Genomic DNA, 16,946 nt, shown 5'->3' with positions numbered 1-16,946 from the left:
GCCTCACGATATCGGCTCCGGGTCAGCCGATGGCGTCCTCGACCGTCGGGTGCAGCGCGAGTATCCGATGGAGATTGACGACCTTGATAACCGTGTCGACGGGCGCCCGCACGTCGGCCAGCCGCAGGTCGGTGCGTTTGTGCAGCTCGACGAAGAGCCGCAGCCCGCTGGAGTCGCAAAAGGTGAGCGTGCCCAGGTCGAGCACGAGCCGGGTCGCACCGGCGGTCAGTGCGGCGTCGGCGGCCGCATCGAGGATGTGCAGGCTGTCGCGGTCGAGTTCGCCCCTGGCGGTCAGCAGGGTGACCCGGTCGTCGACCTGGGCGGCGCTCACCCACAGCAGCTCGTCGGTCATGAGTTCCCCTCCTGCGCGACCTTGGGCACCGTTTTCAAGGCGGCTTCGGCCGACCACTGTACGAGCATCAGCGTGGCGTCGTCGGCCGGCGGTCCGTCCTGGTGTTCCAGGACCGCGTGGACCAGCCGCCGGAGCGTCTCGGGGGCGGGCAGCCCGAACGCGGCGTTCTGCTCGGCCAGGTCGACCAGGCGCTTCACCCCGAAGCGGTCGCCGTCCGCCGTACGCGCCTCGGTGACGCCGTCGGTGTGCAGGAGCAGCCGGTCGTCCGGTTCGAGCATCTCCTCTCCCACCTCGAGCTGCGGATCGTCGAGGCCCAGGGGCATGCGGCGGCCGTGCGTGAGCTCACGGGCCACCCGTCCGCCGCGCAGCACCAGCGGCGCCGGATGGCCGGCGTTGACGTAGCGGACGCGGCCGGTGTCGAGGTGGAGTTCGGCCAGCACCGCGGTCGCGAACCGGCTGTCGGTGAACTGCCCGGTCAGCGCGGCGTCGGCGGCGCGCGCCTGCTCGTACAGCCCCCGACCGGCCCGCCGGGCGGCCCGCACCGCCGACAACGCCACCGTGCACGCCAGGCCGGCTTCCAGGCCTCGACCGGCGCCGTCGAGGATCGCCAGGTGCAGGAACGGCCCGTCGAACGAGTAATCGAACCCGTCCCCGCCGACCTCGTAGCAGGGCTGGACGACCGCGCTGACCACCGCCCGCCGGGTGCTCGCGGTCAGGGGCGGCAGCACCCGCCACAGCAACTCGGACGCGGTCGACATCGGGCGCGTGCGGCGGCTCCGCTCGAGCAGCTCGCCGCGGCTCGTGATGGTGGCGATGAGGTGCCCGACCAGCCCGGCGATCAGCTCACAGTTGCGCACGAGGTCGGGCGCGGCGGGGCCGGTCGCCACGAACTCCATCACACCGAGGCGGTCGGTGCCGTCGACCATCGGGACCCACCACCGGGTCGCGCCGCCGTCGTCCGACTCGGCCGACCGCACCCGCCCGAAGACGCGCCCGGCCAGCGAGCCGTCCACCGGCAGCGGCTCCGGCATGACGGCACCCGCCTGCGGGAGCGGGTGCAGCGCCTTCTGCTCGTAATCCACGACCCAGATCCGGGCGTGCAGACCGGCCCGGGACACCGCCGCCTCGATCGCCGGCGGCAGGTCGTCCGGCTGCCAGAGGTGAACTCCGCCCAGAATCTCGCGGAGCACCTCCAACCACCGCACATCGGTCGCATGATCCATGGCGACACCCTAGCCCCGCGCCGGCTGGATCAGCTGGCGAGGACCAGGGCGAGCGGTCCGGTTCGGGTCTTCTTGGCCTCGTACATCGCGGCGTCGGCCCGGGCGACCAGGTCGTCCGGGCCGGCGCCGCCCGGCCGGGACCAGGCCACCCCGACACTGACCTGCGGCACCAGGACGTGGCCGTCGAATTCGACCGGGCTGTCCGAGAGCGCGGCGAGCAGGTCGGTGCCGATCTGCCGGGCCTGCGCCGGTCCGGCCACGTCGCGGCAGATCACCAGGAACTCGTCGCCGCCGATGCGGCCGACCACCCCGGACCCGCCGATCGCCAGGCGCAGCCGGGCCGCGACGTGGGTGAGCAGGCGGTCGCCGGCGGCATGGCCGTACCGGTCGTTGACCTGCTTGAAACCGTTGAGGTCGCAGAAGACGACCGCGGTGCCGGCGCCGTCGGCCGGATCCTCGAGCGTGGCCAGCGTCGCGGCCCGGTTGAAGCAGCCGGTCAGCGGGTCGTAGGTGGCGCGGTGGCGCAGTTCCTCGCGGAGGCGCACCTCCTCGGTCACGTCGGCCAGGCAGATGATCGCGCCGGTCACCGCGCCGGTGTCGTCGGTGAGCGCGCGCAGGTTGGCGCGGATGCGGCGTCCGTCCCGGCCGTACTCCAGATCGGCGTCGCCGGCGGAGGCGAGCACCTCGGTGACGGCGGCCGCGATCGCGTCGAGCCGGAGCGGGTCGCCGACCCGGGCGCCGGCGAGCCGGGCGGCCCGGTCGTTGACGAAGCTGACCCGGCGGTCGGCCCCGACCTGCAGGATGCCCATCGGCAGCGTCTCGGTGAGCCGCCGCATCAGCTGCTCGGCCGCACGCACCGCCTCCTGGGCCGCCATCTCGTCGGAGATGTCGAGCATCTCGGCCACCACGCCCGGGTGCTGCGGGTCGGCCAGGTGGTTGTGGTTGGTGATCTCGAACCAGACCGCGTGCCCGTCGCGGTGCAGGTGCCGCAGACGCACCCGGCGGGCCGCACCGGCCGGGGTCGAGAGCATGTCCATCCAGCTGGCGATCGCCCGCTCGTGGTCGTCCGGGTGCACCAGGTCGAGGCTGCGCCTGCCGATCAGCTCGTCCGGCGCGTACCCCAGAAGCGGCCCGACCTCGGACCCGGCGCCGGTGATCACCGCCGTCTGGTCCTTGTGCACGACGACCAGCCGCGGCCGCACCTCCTGGTGCGGGATCAGCGTCGCCTCGTGCTCCTCCATGCCGGTCAGCAGCCCGACGAAGATCCCGAGACGGTGGGTGAGGTCGATGATGTGCAGCCGCACCTGCCGTTCCGGTGCGGCGATCGGATGTACCAGGCAGTTGGCGACGCCCTCGTTGAGCGCCCGGTGCCAGGCGTCGATCACGGTCCGCTGGTCGTCCGCGATGACCAGGCCGAGCGCCGAGGGCGGCCCCTCGATCGGCCGGTGACCGGTGCGGGTGAGTTCCTCCGGCAGGTCGGTGAACAACCCGGTCGGTGCGATCGCCGCGATGAAAGTGCCCGGGTGCTGCGCCAGGGTCGCTGCGAGCACGGCCTCACGGCCGGCGGGGTCGAGCTTCGGTTCATCGGCCATGGCTAACTGCATCGGTCGCCCAAGCGTCGGGCTGAGCCTTTTTCGTACGCGGGGGCACCGTTCACCCCATCGAGGGCCGTCCCCGCCGTTTCGACCCGGTGCCGGGCATCGAGCGGTTCCGCAGCCGGCTGCACCGGCACCTGGAGCTGCGCGACCTCGCCGGACCGCGACCGGCCCCGGTGGGTGCCGGCCGGCGCGCGACCCTCACCACACGTTGAGGGCCAGCAACTGGCGGCCGGCCGCGGTGAGCCGGTGGGTCGCTAGCCCGCGGCTGCGGTCGGTGACGACCAGGCGGGCGGCCCGCAGCACCGCGAGATGCTCGGACGCGGTGGCCGGGCTGATCCGGATCTCGGCGGCCAGGGCCATCGTGCCGGGGGCCCGGTCGCCGGCGAGCGCGGCCATCAGACGGGCCCGCGTCTCGCCCAGCAGCCGCCCCAGCGAGGACGGGCCGCCCGGCGGCCGGCCGGTCACGAGCGGGACCAGCGCCGGATAGGCGATCAGCGTCGGCTGATCGTCGGTCCACTGCACGCGTACCTCGTCGAGCAGCCACGGCGACGGGACGAAGATCAGGCCGCGGCCGCCCGACCGGGCCGTGTAGTCGTACGGCCGGTCCAGCTCGAGCGTCATGCCGCGCAGCCGCAGCGACGGGTGCAGGTCGTTGATCGCGGCGGCCAGTCCCCGCGCGGCGCTCTGCTGCGAGCGCGCGGCCACATCGGCGTCGCGCACCAGGTCGATCTGATGCCGGTAGGGCTCGATCGCGACCGCGTGCAGCGACCGCATGCCGGCGCTGACCTCCTGGAGGGCGTCCACGTGTCCGTCGGCGATCGCCCGGACCGGGACCGGCACCGACCGGGTGTCCACGAAGTCTTCGGCGTACGTGGCGAGGACCGACCGGGGCCGGGTCAGGATCCACTCCATGGCGTCGTCGAGCGAGTGGGCCGGCGGCACCTCGAAGTCGAACGCCGGCCCGGTCGGGGGCGAGAGCGCGAGAACGACGCCGCTCGAGGCGGGCAGCCGGGGAACGACGGCGCGGTGCCAGTCGGCGAGCCAGGGAATGCCCCGGCGTCGTAGCGCCCGGCCGGCCGCCATGATGTCGTCCATCGGCCCGGGCCGGGTCTCGAAGCGGGCCGTCAAGAGGTCTGGTGGCTGTAGTTCGAGACGCCACATAGGACGACAGCCTATCGATGTCTGTCAAGCAATTCGGCCTCAACCGAAGTCTCTTCCGGGGCCCGGTGAAGCTCCCTAACGTCGTTCGTGTGCCCACAGCCCTTGCGGGCCGGGCACGCGCACGGACGTACGGGGGGATGGCCGGTCGGCCGCGAGGCTGACCGGCCATCAGGGGCCTTGCATCCTGCAATATATCGCATACTGTATGCGGCATGCCGGTTCCCGTTTCCAGCGCACCCCCGAACCGCACGCTGCTCCGGGAGCACGCCTTCCACGCGCTGCGCGCCGCGATCGTCGACGGCACGCTGACCCCCGGCGAAAAGCTGGTCGACACCGAGCTGTGCGCCTGGCTCGGCGTCAGCCGCACGCCCGTCCGCGAGGCGCTGGCCCACCTCGAGAAGACCGGCCTGGTGCAGATCAAACCCGGCCGCCGCACGGTCGTGGCCCCGCTCGACGCCCGCGCGGCCGTCGAGGCGCAGGCGGTGGCGGCAAGCATGCACGAACTGGCGGCCCGGGCGGCCGTCCCGCTGCTGATGGACTCACATGCCGCCGCGATGTCGGCGGCGAACGAAGCCTTCGAAAGCGCGCTGACGGCCGGTGACGTCGACGCCGCGATCGCCGCCGACGACACGTTCCACCGGGTGTTCGTCGAACTGGCCGGCAACCGCATGGCCGCCGCGATCCTCGACGACGTCACCCCGCTGCTGCGGCGCATGGAGCGGGTCCGCTTCGGCGCGCTCGCCGGGCGGTCCTCGGTCGCCCAGCACCGTTCGATCGTGAACCTGGCCCGGGCCGGGGACGCCGAGGGCGCGGCCGCCGTCGTCCGCGCCAACTGGCTCACGCTGCGACCAGTACTGGAATGAGGACGCCATGTCACTCGACGACTTCGACCGCTACCCGCTGCTGTTCGGGCCCAGCCCGGTGCACCGGCTCGACCGGCTGACGGCCCACCTCGGCGGCGCCCAGATCTGGGCCAAGCGGGAGGACTGCAACTCCGGCCTCGCCTACGGAGGCAACAAGACCCGCAAACTCGAATACATCGTGCCGGACATCCTGGCCAGCGGCGCCGACACGCTGGTGTCGATCGGCGGCTACCAGTCCAACCACACCCGCCAGGTCGCCGCGGTGGCGGCCAAGCTCGGCCTGAAGGCCCGGCTGGTGCAGGAGAAGTGGGTCGACTGGCCGGACGTGGTCAACGACAAGGTCGGCAACATCCTGCTCTCCCGGATCATGGGCGCCGACGTACGCCTCGACCCGGCCGGCTTCGACATCGGTCTGCGCGACTCGTGGGAGAGAGCTCTCGACGAGGTGCGGGCGGCCGGCGGCACGCCGTACGGAATCCCGGCCGGCGCCTCCGAACACCGCCTGGGTGGCCTGGGTTTTGCCCAGTGGGCCCGCGAGGTCGAGGCGCAGGAGGCCCAACTCGGCGTCTTCTTCGACACGATCGTGGTCTGCACGGTGACCGGCTCCACCCACGCCGGCATGATCGCCGGCTTCGCGGGCCAGAAACGCCCCCGGCGGGTCATCGGCATCGACGCCTCGGCCACCCTGCAGAAAACCCGCGCCCAGGTCGCCCGCATCGCCCGGCACACCGCTTCGCTCATCGGCCTGGCCCGCGACCTCCACGACGACGAGATCACGGTGCTCGAGGGCTGGGCCGGCGACCTCTACGGCATCCCGGTCCGCTCCACGATCGACGCGATCCGCCTCACCGGCTCACTGGAGGGCATGATCATCGACCCGGTCTACGAGGGCAAGTCGATGGCCGGCCTGATCGACCTGGTGACCACCCGCGACATCCCGGCCGACGCGACAGTGCTCTACGCCCACCTGGGCGGGCAGCCGGCCCTGAACGCCTACGCGGGCGCCTTCCCCTGGGCCTGAGCGGGTGTTTCAGCGAGGTGCCGAACGGCGTCCTTTTGGGAGTGCCTGATGGTCTGGTGGGTCGTCAGGGTGCTTGCACATCGACCGGTCCGGGTGTTCCTGGCGGCAGCTGCCGGTCGACTTCCCGTCCCGGCAGACCGTCTACGGCTGGTTCCGGCAGTGGAAGGAACGCGGGGTCATCGAGCGGATCCTCGACGAGCTGCGCGGGCAGATCCGGATCGCCGAGGGGCCGATTTCGTCAGGCTGCGGTCGCATCCCAACCGGAGACGAACCACTGGACTGCTCCGGTGGCCGGATCGTACGACGGCCGGTTGACAGTGCCGATGTTGCCGCCGTAGACGTGGATCCCGACGGTGGGCTCCTTGCCGACGGCGGCGACCGCGTGGACGTCGTCGTCGGTTGTGCAGCACACGGTGACTTGCCCGCGTTCCCACACGTGCTCGCCGGCCGGGGTCAGGGCTCGGCCGACCGCGGCGACGGGCTTGAGGTAGCGGATCTCGCGTTCGGCTCCCGCGTAGATCCCGACGACGCCCCAGGTCTCGTGTCCGTGCACGGGCGTGCGTTGACCCACGTTCCAGACCACGGACGCCAGGCACCAGCGGTCGTCGGGAGCGACGTAGAGCCGGTACGTGACGTGGCGGTCCGGCGATGGTCGGACAAACTCCGGCGGAAGTCGGAAGCCGCCGGCCAGAAGGGCGGACAGCCGCTGCGCGACCCGCTTCGTGATCTCGTGCTGGTCGTCGCTGCTGCCGACCACGAGCCCGATGTCGTCGATGAAGGTCTGCAGCACGGCTCAGACCCCCGCACGGGTGAACGTCAGATGGGTGACGCCGCTCGGCGAGGAGGTGGCCTCGACCCGGTAATCCTTCTCGAGGCCCTCGAGCCCGGTCCAGAGGCGTACGCCCCGGCCGAGCAGGATCGGGACCACCGCGACGTGCATGTGGTCGACGAGCCGGGCGGCCAGGAAGTCTCGGATCATGGTTGGGCCGCCGCCGATGCGGACATCCTGCCCGCCCGCGGCCTCACGGGCCGCCTTGAGCGCCTCGGCGGCCGGGGCGTCCAGGAAGTGGAAGGTGGTACCGCCCTCCATCTCGATCGACGGGCGCGTGTGATGGGTGAGGACGAAGACGGGTGTGTGGAACGGCGGGTTCGGACCCCACGCGCCCTTCCAGTCCGGGTCCTCGTGCCATCCGGGGTAGCCCCACTTCCCGGCACCCATGATCTCGGCGCCGATCCCTCCATCGAACTGCTGGGCGAAGACGTCGTCGACGCCGCCACTACCGCCTGGCTCGTCGAGGCCGCACCACTACCTGGTAGCGAACATCCACTCGTGCAGGCTGTCCCCGGCGTGACCGAAGTGTGCGTCGCGGCTCTGACCTTCGCCGGTACCGAAGCCGTCGAGTGAGATGGAGAAGTTCTGGACGCGGGCGAGTGACATGGCGCTGCTCCTTCGCTTACTTCGGCGGTTGTGTCCTGACGATGGCCTTCCCACGGTCATGACGTCCAATGTCAAAATTGCCAAGAGCTGGCGCAGCGGGCGACCGAGATCCTCGGGCGGCTGAACGCCGCATCGGTCGAGCTGGCCGCCCGGGTGGGCCTTCGCGCCGGCCCGGTACGACTCGCCGGTTTCCAAACGGTCCTCAGCACGCTCGTACCGAAGGCGGCCGCCGAGCTGCGCCGGTCGCACCCGGGCATCGAGCTGAACCTCGTCGACGCCCATCCGGCCGAAGGGCTGGACATGCTGCGTTCCGGACACGTCGACATCGCACTGATCTTCCGGAACGCCGACGCTCCGCCCACCGAGGAGGACGGGTTCCGGCTCACCCACCTGCTGGACGACCCTCTCTACCTCATCAGTGACCGACCCCATCAGCGTCTGCAGGACCACCGTGACTCCGCCTGGGTCGGCGGCTGCGAACGCTGCAGAGCCGCCACGATCGCGGCCTGCGAGCGCGCCGGCTTCTCCCCGCGCATTGCCTTCACCTGCGACGACACCGTCATCGCCCAGGCCGTGGTGGCCGCCGGAATGGGCGTCGCGATCGTCAACGGACTCGCGTTGCATGCCCACCGGGCGCCGAGCGTCCACGCCACAGCACTCACCGACCGCCCGCGCCAGATCTACGCCGCCACGTACGGCGACCCGCCGGACCCACCCGCCACGACCGCGCTGATCGAGATCCTGGCAGCAGCCGCGAAGAAACTCGGTCAGTACGACAGCCCGGGTCGTTATGTAGATGCCGTTTGACGGATGGCGTCGCCCCGTCGGTGGAAGTGGCTGGTCTTGGCGCGGGCTCGGTGCCTGCGGCGGCGCTGTTGGCGATGAATCGGGCGTGGGCGGAAACGCCCGCGCCTGCCGACGCGGCTCCACCCGGCCGAACCGACCCGCGATCGCCGCGAACCCCGGTTTCGAACTCCGCCAGCCACTCCTCGACAGCCACGCCGCGCCCAGCGGCCGCCGCATGAGTGAGGGGTGCGGTCAGGATCGCCGCACCACGCCTCTCTCGCCGATAATCAATACTCCGGCGGGAAGTGTCACGAGGCCAGGATATTTTTGCTCGACCGCCGTCCGGTTGTATGCCTCGAAATCCTTCTTTGCGTCAGCAGTGATGCCTACGATCTCGATCACGAAGTTCTGTGCCTTCGTCAGCGTCCCGTCTTTACCAAGATAAATATCGGTGCACTTGAGATGATTGGCTCTTTGTAAATCGCACAGCTTGTCCGACGGATTGTATCGGTGCGAGTTGGTGTCATAGACGACGATGGTGATTTCGAAGCCGGGAGGCACCGAGTTCACGGTCGCTTCCAACCCGCCGTACCTCTGACCGTCGACCGGTTCGTTCTCGGTCGGTGTCCGTATCTCCACCGTGACCGGTTGGCGAGTCAGGCCCTGATAGACCTGCATGGCCGCGAGGACCGCGACGACGAGCGACAGCGCTGCCACCAGCCTCCAAGCCACAAGATAGCGTCTGCGAGTGACGGTCAGGCTGCTTGGCTGGGCGCCCGATGCCGTTGGCGGAGGACGCTTCGAGATCCAATGCTGAATAATGGCTGCGGCGACGGCACCGAGGGCGCCTATAACACTGACTATGATATCGCTGAGTGAGATCGACGCGATCATAGAAAGACCTCCCTCGGCGCGGCGCCTGTGCCGAAGCAGCATTCCCCGCGCCATGGATTCTTTACCGAATGGCGCTGTCAGGAATGCGACACCCCTTTCGTGTCAGTTATCGAGCGGCAAGCGTCGCGCTATTTCTCCACGAAAGGGTTACTTGTTGCAGAGCACGTCCTGAGTCACCCGGACTTCCGGCTTCTTGTCGTCGCTGCCGTGGCACCCCGACAGCGCCACGAACGCAGCGACCCCAGCGAGAACATGCCGAGCCATGCTCGACGCTGGGCGACGACCGGCGTCTCCGGCACGACATGCTATCCGTGCGGCCAGTATCGACGCTGGGCTATTGACACCTTGACCGGTGCGATCGAGGCTGAACGACGCTATGTGTCGGGTGTGTTACTCGATCTAGGGGGCGTCGTTGTGATCCGCAGGCTCTCCGTGCTTGCTGCCGTGCTGTTGGGGCTGGTCACCGTGCCGGGGACGGCGCTGGCCGCGCCCAAGCCGGCCGACATAAAAGGACAGACCGTGCGGGCCGGTCATCTGCGGGTGCAGGTGCTCAGCCCGACGCTGCTGCGGCTGGAGTACGCCGCCGACGACCGTTTCGAGGACCGGCCGACGTTCAACGCGGTCGACCGCAGTCCGGGACGTACGTGGTTCCAGGCTCGCGTGGAAAAGGGCGAGCTCAACGTGCGCACCAGCGCGGTCACCCTTCGCTACAAGCTGGACAGCGGCCCGGTCGGCGCGGCCAACACCACGCTCGATCTGGGCCGGACCCGGATTCACCCCGACTTCAAGACCCAGCCGGGCAACACGCTGGGCGGCTGGTACCGCGGCCTGGACTACTACGCCGGGCAGGCCGGACCGGTCGACCAGCTCACTCTGCACCCGGGGCTGCTCGACAAGGACGGCTGGTACCTGCTCGACGACACCGCCACCGCCGTGAAGACCGCCGACAACTGGGTCGCGCCCCGGCCCGCGCGTACGAGCGCCTATCAGGACGGTTACCTCTTCGGCTACGGCCACGACTACACGCAGGCCCTCAAGGATCTGCGGACGCTGACCGGGCCGTCGGTGCTGCCGCCGGAGTGGGCGTTCGGCACCTGGTTCTCGAAGTACAACGCGTACAGCACGAACGACTACGAGACGTCGCTGCTGCCGGCCTTCCAGCAGCACCAGGTGCCGCTCGACTCGCTGGTCGCCGACACCGACTGGAAGGCGCCCAACCAGTGGGCGGGCTGGAACTGGAACAGCAGCCTGTTCCCCGATCCGGCGGCCTTCATCAAGGACCTTCAGAAGCGCGGGATCAACCTCACCCTCAACGTGCACGCGGCGATCAGCGGGGACGACCCCAAGTTCGCGCAGGCGCAAGCCACGGCCAAGGGCAAGCTGCAGCCTTCGACGAACAGTTTCGCCCCCGATCCGTACCGCTTCGACTGGGGCGACCCCGACCAGGCGGCCGCCTTCGAGCAGCTGCACCAGCCGTTCGAGAAGGACGGCGTACGCCAGTGGTGGCTCGACTACTGCTGCGACGACAGCACCGTGAGCACCCCCGGCGTCACCCCGGACAGCTGGGTCAACGAGCTGTACCGGCGGGACGGCGAGGCCCGCGGCCTGCGTGGCTTCGCCCTCTCCCGGATCGGCTCGTCGTTCCCGGCCTACACGACGGTCGGCGCCTCCGGTCCGTGGGCCGAGCACCGCAGCACCGTCCACTTCACCGGCGACACCGAGGCCAACTTCGCCACGCTGGCCTTCGCCGCCGCGATGACACCGGGCGAGGGCGCGAGCATCGGCCAGTCGTACGTCAGTCACGACATCGGCAGTTTCGCCGGCAAGCACGACAGCGACGACCTCTACCTGCGGTGGATCCAGCTCGCCGCCTTCCAGCCGATCCTGCGGCTGCACTCGGACCACGGCGACCGGCTGCCCTGGGAGTATTCCGACGCGGTAAGCGGCCCGGCGGCCGACTTCCTGCGGCTGCGCGAGTCGCTGGTTCCTTACCTTTACACGGCCGCGCGACAGAACTACGACACCGGCCTGCCTATGACCCGGGCGCTCTACCTGACCTGGCCCGGGCAGGATCAGGCCTACCAGCACGACACGGAATACACGCTCGGCGATTCGCTGCTGGTCGCGCCGGTCACGACGCCGGGGCTTTCGACCACCGGTTCGGTCTGGTTCCCGCCCGGCACCTGGACCGATTTCTTCACCGGCGAGACGTTCCGTGGCCCGGCCACCCGCACGGTCTCGGCGACGCCGTCGCACATGCCGGTCTATGTGCGGGCGGGCGGCATTCTCGCGCAGCGCGACGGTTCGGTGAACGTCGCCCATCAAAACCATGCGCAGCTCACCCTCACTGCCTATCCGCACGCTTCCGGCCAAATTTCGGTGTACGAGGACGCCGGTGACGGCCTCGCTTACCGGACCGGCCAGTCGGCGCGGATTCCGGTGCGCTACAACGAGGGCCGGTTCTCGTCGATGACCGTCGGGCCGGTCGTCGGCGGCTACCCGGGCGCGCCGGCTTCCCGGAGCTACACCGTCGCTTTCGCCGACGTGAGCAAACCCCACGTGGTCACCGTGGACGGACGGCCGGCTCCATGGACGTACGCCGGGGCGAAGCACCTGCTGACCGTGACCGTTCCGGCGGTGGCGTCCGGCCGGCGGGTGACCGTGGCGCACGACGGCGCGGCCCTGACGCTCGGCCAGCAACCGGCCGTCGACGTCAACTTCACCGCCCCGGACGGGCTGCAGTCGGGCGCGAAGAGCACCCTGGTGACGACCGCGCACAACAGCGGGCCGGGTACGGTCACGAACGTGGCGGCCACGGTCGACGCGCCCGCCGGTTGGGTCGTCACGCCGCGCGGGGCGACCACGGCGGCGGCCCTCGCGCCGGGAGCCACTTTCACCGCGACCTACGACGTGGTCCCGTCGGGCCCGTCACCCCGTAGTGCGAATGTGACAGCCCACGTCGCGTACAAGAATCCGGATGGAACCGCGGCGAGCCTGCCCGCCGCTCTCACCGTGCCCCTTCGCCCGGTCGCGGTGACCTTCCGGGTGGCGGCGCCGCCGGGCACGCCGCCCGACGCCACGCTGTACGTGCCCGGCAGCATCGCCCAGCTCGGGCCGTGGGATCCGGCCAAGCAGCCGATGACCTATCGGGGCAACGGCATCTGGGAAGCCACGGTGTCCATCCTGGACGGTACGGATGTGCAGTACAAGTACACCCGCGGCAGCTGGGAGACGGTCGAGGAGTGGGGCTCGATCACCGGCACCAACAACCGCGGCGTCACCATCGACGGCGGCATCACGCACACGATGCTGGTCGACGACACCTCGACCGATCCGTCCACTCCGGACATTCACCGGGCGATCCAGTTCTGGAGGGATCCGCTCGTGGTCTCGACCGCCGCTGCCGCGAACGCCGTCACGGTGAAGTTCCAACGCGACATCCAGCCGTCGGGCGCGGACTACGCGGGTGCGGTGACGGTGACCGGGCCGGCGGGCGCGGTGTCCGGCACGGTCGCCGAGACCGACCCGGGCACGCTGGTCTGGACTCCGGCCGCACCACTGCCGGCCGGTTCCTATTCGGGCGTCGTCTCCCAGGTCAACAGCGCCGTTTCGGACGGGGTGCCGATCGCCAAGCCCTACACGTTCAGTTTCACCGTCAGCTGAGGTGGGCCGAACCCTCGCCGGGTGAATCCTGCTCGGCGAGGGGTGCAAACGGATGACGCAGCCGATCCATCGCGGCCTCACCGCGGTCGGAGGCGCGCGGCGGCGGCTTTTCTTCCCGCGCAGTGGGCGGGGGAAGAAACTGCGGGTCTGGCGTGGTGATGGCAGCCATGCGGCGCCTTTCCGGGAAACACTACGAACCTGAACTGACCGAGGGGTGAAACGCCGAACGGCGGCCCGCTGAACCAGTCGGGCCGCCGTGGCAGAGCGTGGATCAGAGCGGGCGGATGTCCGCCGCCTGGGGGCCCTTCGGGCCCTGGGTGATGTCGAACTGCACCCGCTGATTTTCTTCGAGGCTGCGGAAACCGCTGGCCGAGATCGCCGAGAAATGGGCGAACACGTCGGCGCCGCCACCGTCCGGGCTGATGAAGCCGAAGCCCTTGTCGCCGTTGAACCACTTCACGGTGCCTTCAACCATGTCTGCTCCCCTTGTGAGCTCTTCGAGATCGCCCTGCGCAATCTCGCGCGCCACCGCGTTGATCACCCGCGTCGGAACCGACACAAAAAACGAAAAGCGCCCGATGGGTTCAGATAACCCGTCAGGCGCCGTAAACGTCTGTGGAAACCAAAACTGCAACGAGGTCACCGTATCACGGCCTCGCCGCACGGCGCCGCTCATCCCAGGCGGTTCAGCCACTCGTCGAGCAGCTGACGCTCGGCGGGGGTGAACTCGGTCAGGTCGGGCAGCGCCGCGCGCAGGGTCACCGCGGCCGCCGCCGGACCGGTGCCGGTCGGCGGCCGGTCGCCGGTGAGGACGACCCCGCAGACCGACTCCCAGGCCGCGGTGGACAGGCCCTCGTCACGCTCGCCGGCGGGCTGCTCGATGAGCGTGAACACCACTCCCGTGCCGGCCGCGCGGACCAGTTCCTCGGCCCTCCGCTCGGAAACCCGCAGGCGGCCCGCGGCGGCGACCCGGCGGATGCGCTCGCGGAGCACCCGGGTGCCCCGCTCGGCGGCGGCCTGCCCGTCCGGCGTGCCGAGGGCGGTGTGCATCAGCCGGAAGAGTGCCGGGTTGGCCAGCCCGAAGCCGACGTGCAGGTCCCACCCCGCACGCAGCGACTCGACCGGGTCGGCGCCGGGGTCGAGGTGCTTCTGGTCGACGTAGTTGGCGAGTCCGTGCTCGACGACGGCGTCGAGCAGCCCGTTCTTGTCGCCGAACAGCCGGTAGATCGTCGGCGCCTGCACCCCGGCGGCCAGCGCCACCGACCGGGTGGTGACCGCCTCGGGGCCGCCGGACGCCAGTAGTTGGGCGGCGACTTCGATCAGGTTGGTGCGGCGATCGTCCGGCATGTTAACGAAGATAACAGGTTTTGTTATCGGCTTGATTCCACTGCTAACGTGGTCTTGTTATCAACGATCACATCGGGAGAACTCATGATCGTCATCACCGGTGCCACCGGCGCGCTCAATGGCGCCACGGTCGAACACCTGCTGTCCCGCGTGCCGGCCTCCTCGATCGGCGTCAGCGTGCGCGACGTCGCCAAGGCCCAGCACTTCGCCGACCGCGGGGTGCGGGTGCGGCGCGGTTCGTACGACGACCCGGCCGCCCTGCGCGACTCCTTCGCCGGCGCCGACCAGGTGCTGCTGGTGTCGTCGAACGACCCGGCCGCCGACCAGATATCGCTCCACCGCACCGCGATCGACGCCGCGGTGGCCGCCGGCGCCTCGCGCATCCTCTACACCAGCCACCAGCACGTGGGCGCCTCGAGCCCGTTCCCGCCGGCCCGCGACCACCTGGCCACCGAGCAGCTGCTCGCCGCGTCGGGCGTCGCCTGGACCTCGCTGCGGAACGGCTTCTACGCCCACACGCTCGACTGGCTGCTCGGGCCGTGGCGCTCGACCGGCGTCATCGCCGCACCCGCCGACGGACCGGTCTCGTGGACGTCCCGCGCCGACGCGGCCGAGGCGGCGGCGGTCATCCTGGCCACACGAAAGCTCGACGGGCCGGTCACGCTCACCGCCGCTTCCGCCGTGACGTTCGACGACATCGCCGCGACCGCCTCCTCGCTCGCCGGCCACGAAATCAAGCGGGTGGTGGTGGACGACGAGGAGTGGGTCGCCTCGCTGATGGCCGGCGGAACGTCCGAGTTCATGGCCCGGTTCCTGCTCTCGACGTTCCAGGCCGCCCGGGCCGGCGGCTTCGCCGGAACGAGCCCGCTCCTGGCCGAACTGCTCGGTCGCGAACCGCAGACGGTCGCCGAGCTGCTCGCCGCCTCCTGATAGTGTTGCCACAAACAGAGCGATAGCTCTGTTTGAAGGAGACCTGGTGCCGAGACTGACCGACGCGCGCAAGGAGCTCCGGCGCACGCAGATCGCCGAGGCGGCCATGCGCTGCTTCAGCCGCAGCGGACTGGAGCGCACCTCGATCGCCGACATCACGGCCGAATCCGGGTTGTCGCCCGGGTCGATCTACACCCATTACCGCAGCAAGGCCGAACTGGTGCAGGCGGCCGCCCGCCGGGCCCTGTCCGAGCGGGCCGCCGTCATCGACGAGTGGGTCGCGAGCGACGCCCCGCCCGACCCGGACGAGCTGCTGGCGAGGCTCGTCGCGAGCAAAGATCCGGCCGCCGCCCGGGTCGCCGTGCAGACGTGGGGCGAGGCCACCACCGACCCGGCGATCCGGGCGATCGTGGTCGACATGATCGAACGCACCCGGGCGATGCTGCGCGACTGCGTCACCGCGTGGCTGGTCAAGGTCGAGCACGAGAAGCCGGCCGCCGCCCGCGAGCGGGCGAAGCCGATCGCCGAGCGCGTGTCCGCGCTCTACCTGGCCCAGCTGCTGGCGGCCGGCCTGCAATCACCGACCGAGGAGACCATCTGATGAACCACACCGCACCGCTGGCCGGCCGGGACGTCTTCCGGGTCGGATATGGCGCGGCGCAGCTCCCCCGCCTGCACGACCGCCGCGACGACGCGATCGCCCTGCTGCGCCGGGCGGTCGAACTGGGCGTCGACCACATCGACACGGCCGAGTTCTACGGGTTCGGGTTCGCCAACGACGTGATCCGCGAGGCGCTGCGGCCGGACGACGACGTCCTGGTCGTCACGAAGGTCGGCGCCGACCCCGACCCCGGCGGCCGGCTTCCGCTGCGCCCGGCCCAGCGGCCCGAGCAGCTGCGGGCCAGCGTCGACGACAATCTGCGCAGCCTCGGCGTCGACCAGCTCGCGGTGGTCAATCTCCGCCGCCTCGACACCGGCCCCGGCCTGCGACCCCAGGGTGACCAGGTCGTCGACCTCGACGACCAGCTCGCCGTGATGACCGCACTGCGCGACGCCGGCAAAATCGGCGCGATCGGGCTGAGCAGCGTGACCCTGGACGGCCTCAAGCAGGCCGCCCCGGCCGGCATCGCCTGCGTGCAGAACGCCTACAGCCTGGTCTCCCGCGACGACGAGGACACGCTGCAATTCTGCGTGGCCGGCGGCATCGCCTGGGTGCCGTTCTTCCCGCTCGGCGGCGCCTTCCCGGCCGTGCCCAAGGTGACCGACGAGCCTGCCGTGCACGTAGTGGCCGAAAAGCTGGCGGTCACCCCGTCCCAGATCGGCCTGGCCTGGCTGCTGCACCACGCCCCGAACGTGCTGCTGATCCCCGGCACCGCCGACCCGGCCCACCTCGAGGCCAACGTGGCGGCGAGCACGATCGCCCTCGAAACGACGGCCCTCGACGCCGTCGAGTCCCGGTCCAACCAGGTGACCCTGGGCTGACCCATGGCCTCGAACACCTAGGCTTGTTCGGTGTTCGTGACGCGGTTCGGGTACCTCGGGGTGGCCCTCACCGTGTTCGTCGAGTCGGGGTGCCGGCGCCGCCTTGAGGTGATCGCCGCGGCGGTGCTGATCTTCGTGGTGGTGCGCCTGAAGCGGAAGGCCGGCCGCGGAAAGCGGCCGGCCTGACG

At 70.4% G+C, this 16,946-nt stretch carries 18 protein-coding genes and 1 pseudogene; 9 read left to right on the top strand and 10 right to left on the bottom strand.

Annotated features, from left to right (window positions below):
- Nucleotides 1-22 precede the first annotated feature (22 nt).
- The 4 genes from ACIA5C_RS21890 to ACIA5C_RS21875 all read right to left on the bottom strand — a co-directional run bounded on the left by ACIA5C_RS21890 (nt 23) and on the right by ACIA5C_RS21875 (nt 4,334).
- Nucleotides 23-352 (bottom strand): STAS domain-containing protein, encoded by a 330-nt coding sequence (locus ACIA5C_RS21890; RefSeq protein WP_396057280.1) that lies wholly within the window; start codon nt 350-352, stop codon nt 23-25.
- A complete protein-coding gene (locus tag ACIA5C_RS21885) occupies nt 349-1,575 on the bottom strand; it encodes a PP2C family protein-serine/threonine phosphatase (RefSeq protein ID WP_396057278.1) in 1,227 nt (408 codons plus the stop codon). Before ACIA5C_RS21885 ends, ACIA5C_RS21890 begins: the two co-directional genes overlap by 4 nt.
- Before the next feature lie 29 nt (nt 1,576-1,604).
- A complete protein-coding gene (locus tag ACIA5C_RS21880) occupies nt 1,605-3,167 on the bottom strand; it encodes a diguanylate cyclase domain-containing protein (protein WP_396057276.1) in 1,563 nt (520 codons plus the stop codon).
- Nucleotides 3,168-3,371: 204 nt separating this feature from the next.
- Complete coding sequence (locus ACIA5C_RS21875; RefSeq protein ID WP_396057274.1) at nt 3,372-4,334, bottom strand: winged helix-turn-helix domain-containing protein; 963 nt, start codon at nt 4,332-4,334, stop codon at nt 3,372-3,374.
- 212 nt (nt 4,335-4,546) lie between these two features.
- On the opposite strand from ACIA5C_RS21875, the gene ACIA5C_RS21870 reads away from it, so the two are divergent.
- The 3 genes and pseudogenes from ACIA5C_RS21870 to ACIA5C_RS21860 form a co-directional block, all read left to right on the top strand.
- Nucleotides 4,547-5,197: a GntR family transcriptional regulator gene (locus ACIA5C_RS21870; protein ID WP_396057271.1), complete on the top strand. Its 651-nt coding sequence runs from the start codon at nt 4,547-4,549 to the stop codon at nt 5,195-5,197.
- Nucleotides 5,198-5,204: 7 nt separating this feature from the next.
- Nucleotides 5,205-6,218 (top strand): 1-aminocyclopropane-1-carboxylate deaminase, encoded by a 1,014-nt coding sequence (locus ACIA5C_RS21865; protein ID WP_396057269.1) that lies wholly within the window; start codon nt 5,205-5,207, stop codon nt 6,216-6,218.
- Between the two features lie 73 nt (nt 6,219-6,291).
- A pseudogene (locus ACIA5C_RS21860) lies at nt 6,292-6,396 on the top strand (transposase); the annotation flags it as partial.
- A 60-nt stretch (nt 6,397-6,456) separates the two neighbouring features.
- Here the strand turns inward: ACIA5C_RS21860 and ACIA5C_RS21855 are convergent.
- The 3 genes from ACIA5C_RS21855 to ACIA5C_RS21845 form a co-directional block, all read right to left on the bottom strand.
- Entirely contained in the window at nt 6,457-7,008 is a 552-nt protein-coding gene (locus ACIA5C_RS21855; RefSeq protein ID WP_396057267.1) for a hypothetical protein, read from the bottom strand.
- Between the two features lie 3 nt (nt 7,009-7,011).
- Entirely contained in the window at nt 7,012-7,437 is a 426-nt protein-coding gene (locus tag ACIA5C_RS21850; RefSeq protein ID WP_396057265.1) for a dihydrofolate reductase family protein, read from the bottom strand.
- An 87-nt stretch (nt 7,438-7,524) separates the two neighbouring features.
- Nucleotides 7,525-7,656, bottom strand: a complete 132-nt coding sequence (locus ACIA5C_RS21845; protein ID WP_396057263.1) for a hypothetical protein — start codon at nt 7,654-7,656, stop codon at nt 7,525-7,527.
- Between the two features lie 153 nt (nt 7,657-7,809).
- Between ACIA5C_RS21845 and ACIA5C_RS21840 the strand changes: the two genes are divergently transcribed.
- A complete protein-coding gene (locus ACIA5C_RS21840; protein WP_396057261.1) occupies nt 7,810-8,463 on the top strand; it encodes a LysR substrate-binding domain-containing protein in 654 nt (217 codons plus the stop codon).
- Between the two features lie 231 nt (nt 8,464-8,694).
- Here ACIA5C_RS21840 and ACIA5C_RS21835 read toward each other — a convergent pair whose 3' ends face one another.
- Nucleotides 8,695-9,336, bottom strand: a complete 642-nt coding sequence (locus ACIA5C_RS21835) for a hypothetical protein (RefSeq protein ID WP_396057259.1) — start codon at nt 9,334-9,336, stop codon at nt 8,695-8,697.
- Between the two features lie 414 nt (nt 9,337-9,750).
- Between ACIA5C_RS21835 and ACIA5C_RS21830 the strand changes: the two genes are divergently transcribed.
- Nucleotides 9,751-12,999: a TIM-barrel domain-containing protein gene (locus ACIA5C_RS21830; RefSeq protein ID WP_396057257.1), complete on the top strand. Its 3,249-nt coding sequence runs from the start codon at nt 9,751-9,753 to the stop codon at nt 12,997-12,999.
- Nucleotides 13,000-13,270: 271 nt separating this feature from the next.
- On the opposite strand, the gene ACIA5C_RS21825 is transcribed toward ACIA5C_RS21830, so the two are convergent.
- On the bottom strand, nt 13,271-13,474 hold the full coding sequence (locus tag ACIA5C_RS21825; protein ID WP_396057699.1) for a cold-shock protein: 204 nt from the start codon (nt 13,472-13,474) through the stop codon (nt 13,271-13,273).
- 197 nt (nt 13,475-13,671) lie between these two features.
- Complete coding sequence (locus ACIA5C_RS21820) at nt 13,672-14,346, bottom strand: TetR/AcrR family transcriptional regulator (RefSeq protein WP_396057255.1); 675 nt, start codon at nt 14,344-14,346, stop codon at nt 13,672-13,674.
- An 84-nt stretch (nt 14,347-14,430) separates the two neighbouring features.
- Between ACIA5C_RS21820 and ACIA5C_RS21815 the strand changes: the two genes are divergently transcribed.
- From ACIA5C_RS21815 to ACIA5C_RS21800, 4 genes are read left to right on the top strand one after another with little or no spacing between them, the layout of a single operon-like run.
- Nucleotides 14,431-15,276: an NAD(P)H-binding protein gene (locus tag ACIA5C_RS21815; protein WP_396057253.1), complete on the top strand. Its 846-nt coding sequence runs from the start codon at nt 14,431-14,433 to the stop codon at nt 15,274-15,276.
- Nucleotides 15,277-15,322: 46 nt separating this feature from the next.
- Nucleotides 15,323-15,877, top strand: a complete 555-nt coding sequence (locus ACIA5C_RS21810; RefSeq protein ID WP_396057251.1) for a TetR/AcrR family transcriptional regulator — start codon at nt 15,323-15,325, stop codon at nt 15,875-15,877.
- Complete coding sequence (locus tag ACIA5C_RS21805; RefSeq protein ID WP_396057249.1) at nt 15,877-16,758, top strand: aldo/keto reductase; 882 nt, start codon at nt 15,877-15,879, stop codon at nt 16,756-16,758. Before ACIA5C_RS21810 ends, ACIA5C_RS21805 begins: the two co-directional genes overlap by 1 nt.
- Nucleotides 16,759-16,788: 30 nt before the next feature.
- On the top strand, nt 16,789-16,944 hold the full coding sequence (locus tag ACIA5C_RS21800; RefSeq protein ID WP_396057247.1) for a hypothetical protein: 156 nt from the start codon (nt 16,789-16,791) through the stop codon (nt 16,942-16,944).
- Nucleotides 16,945-16,946 lie beyond the last annotated feature (2 nt).

The sequence above is a fragment of the Actinoplanes sp. NPDC051343 genome, assembly GCF_044455125.1.
Taxonomy (GTDB): domain Bacteria; phylum Actinomycetota; class Actinomycetes; order Mycobacteriales; family Micromonosporaceae; genus Actinoplanes.
Note: the sequence above shows the minus strand (reverse complement) of the source record. Positions and strands in the feature narration are given on the sequence as shown.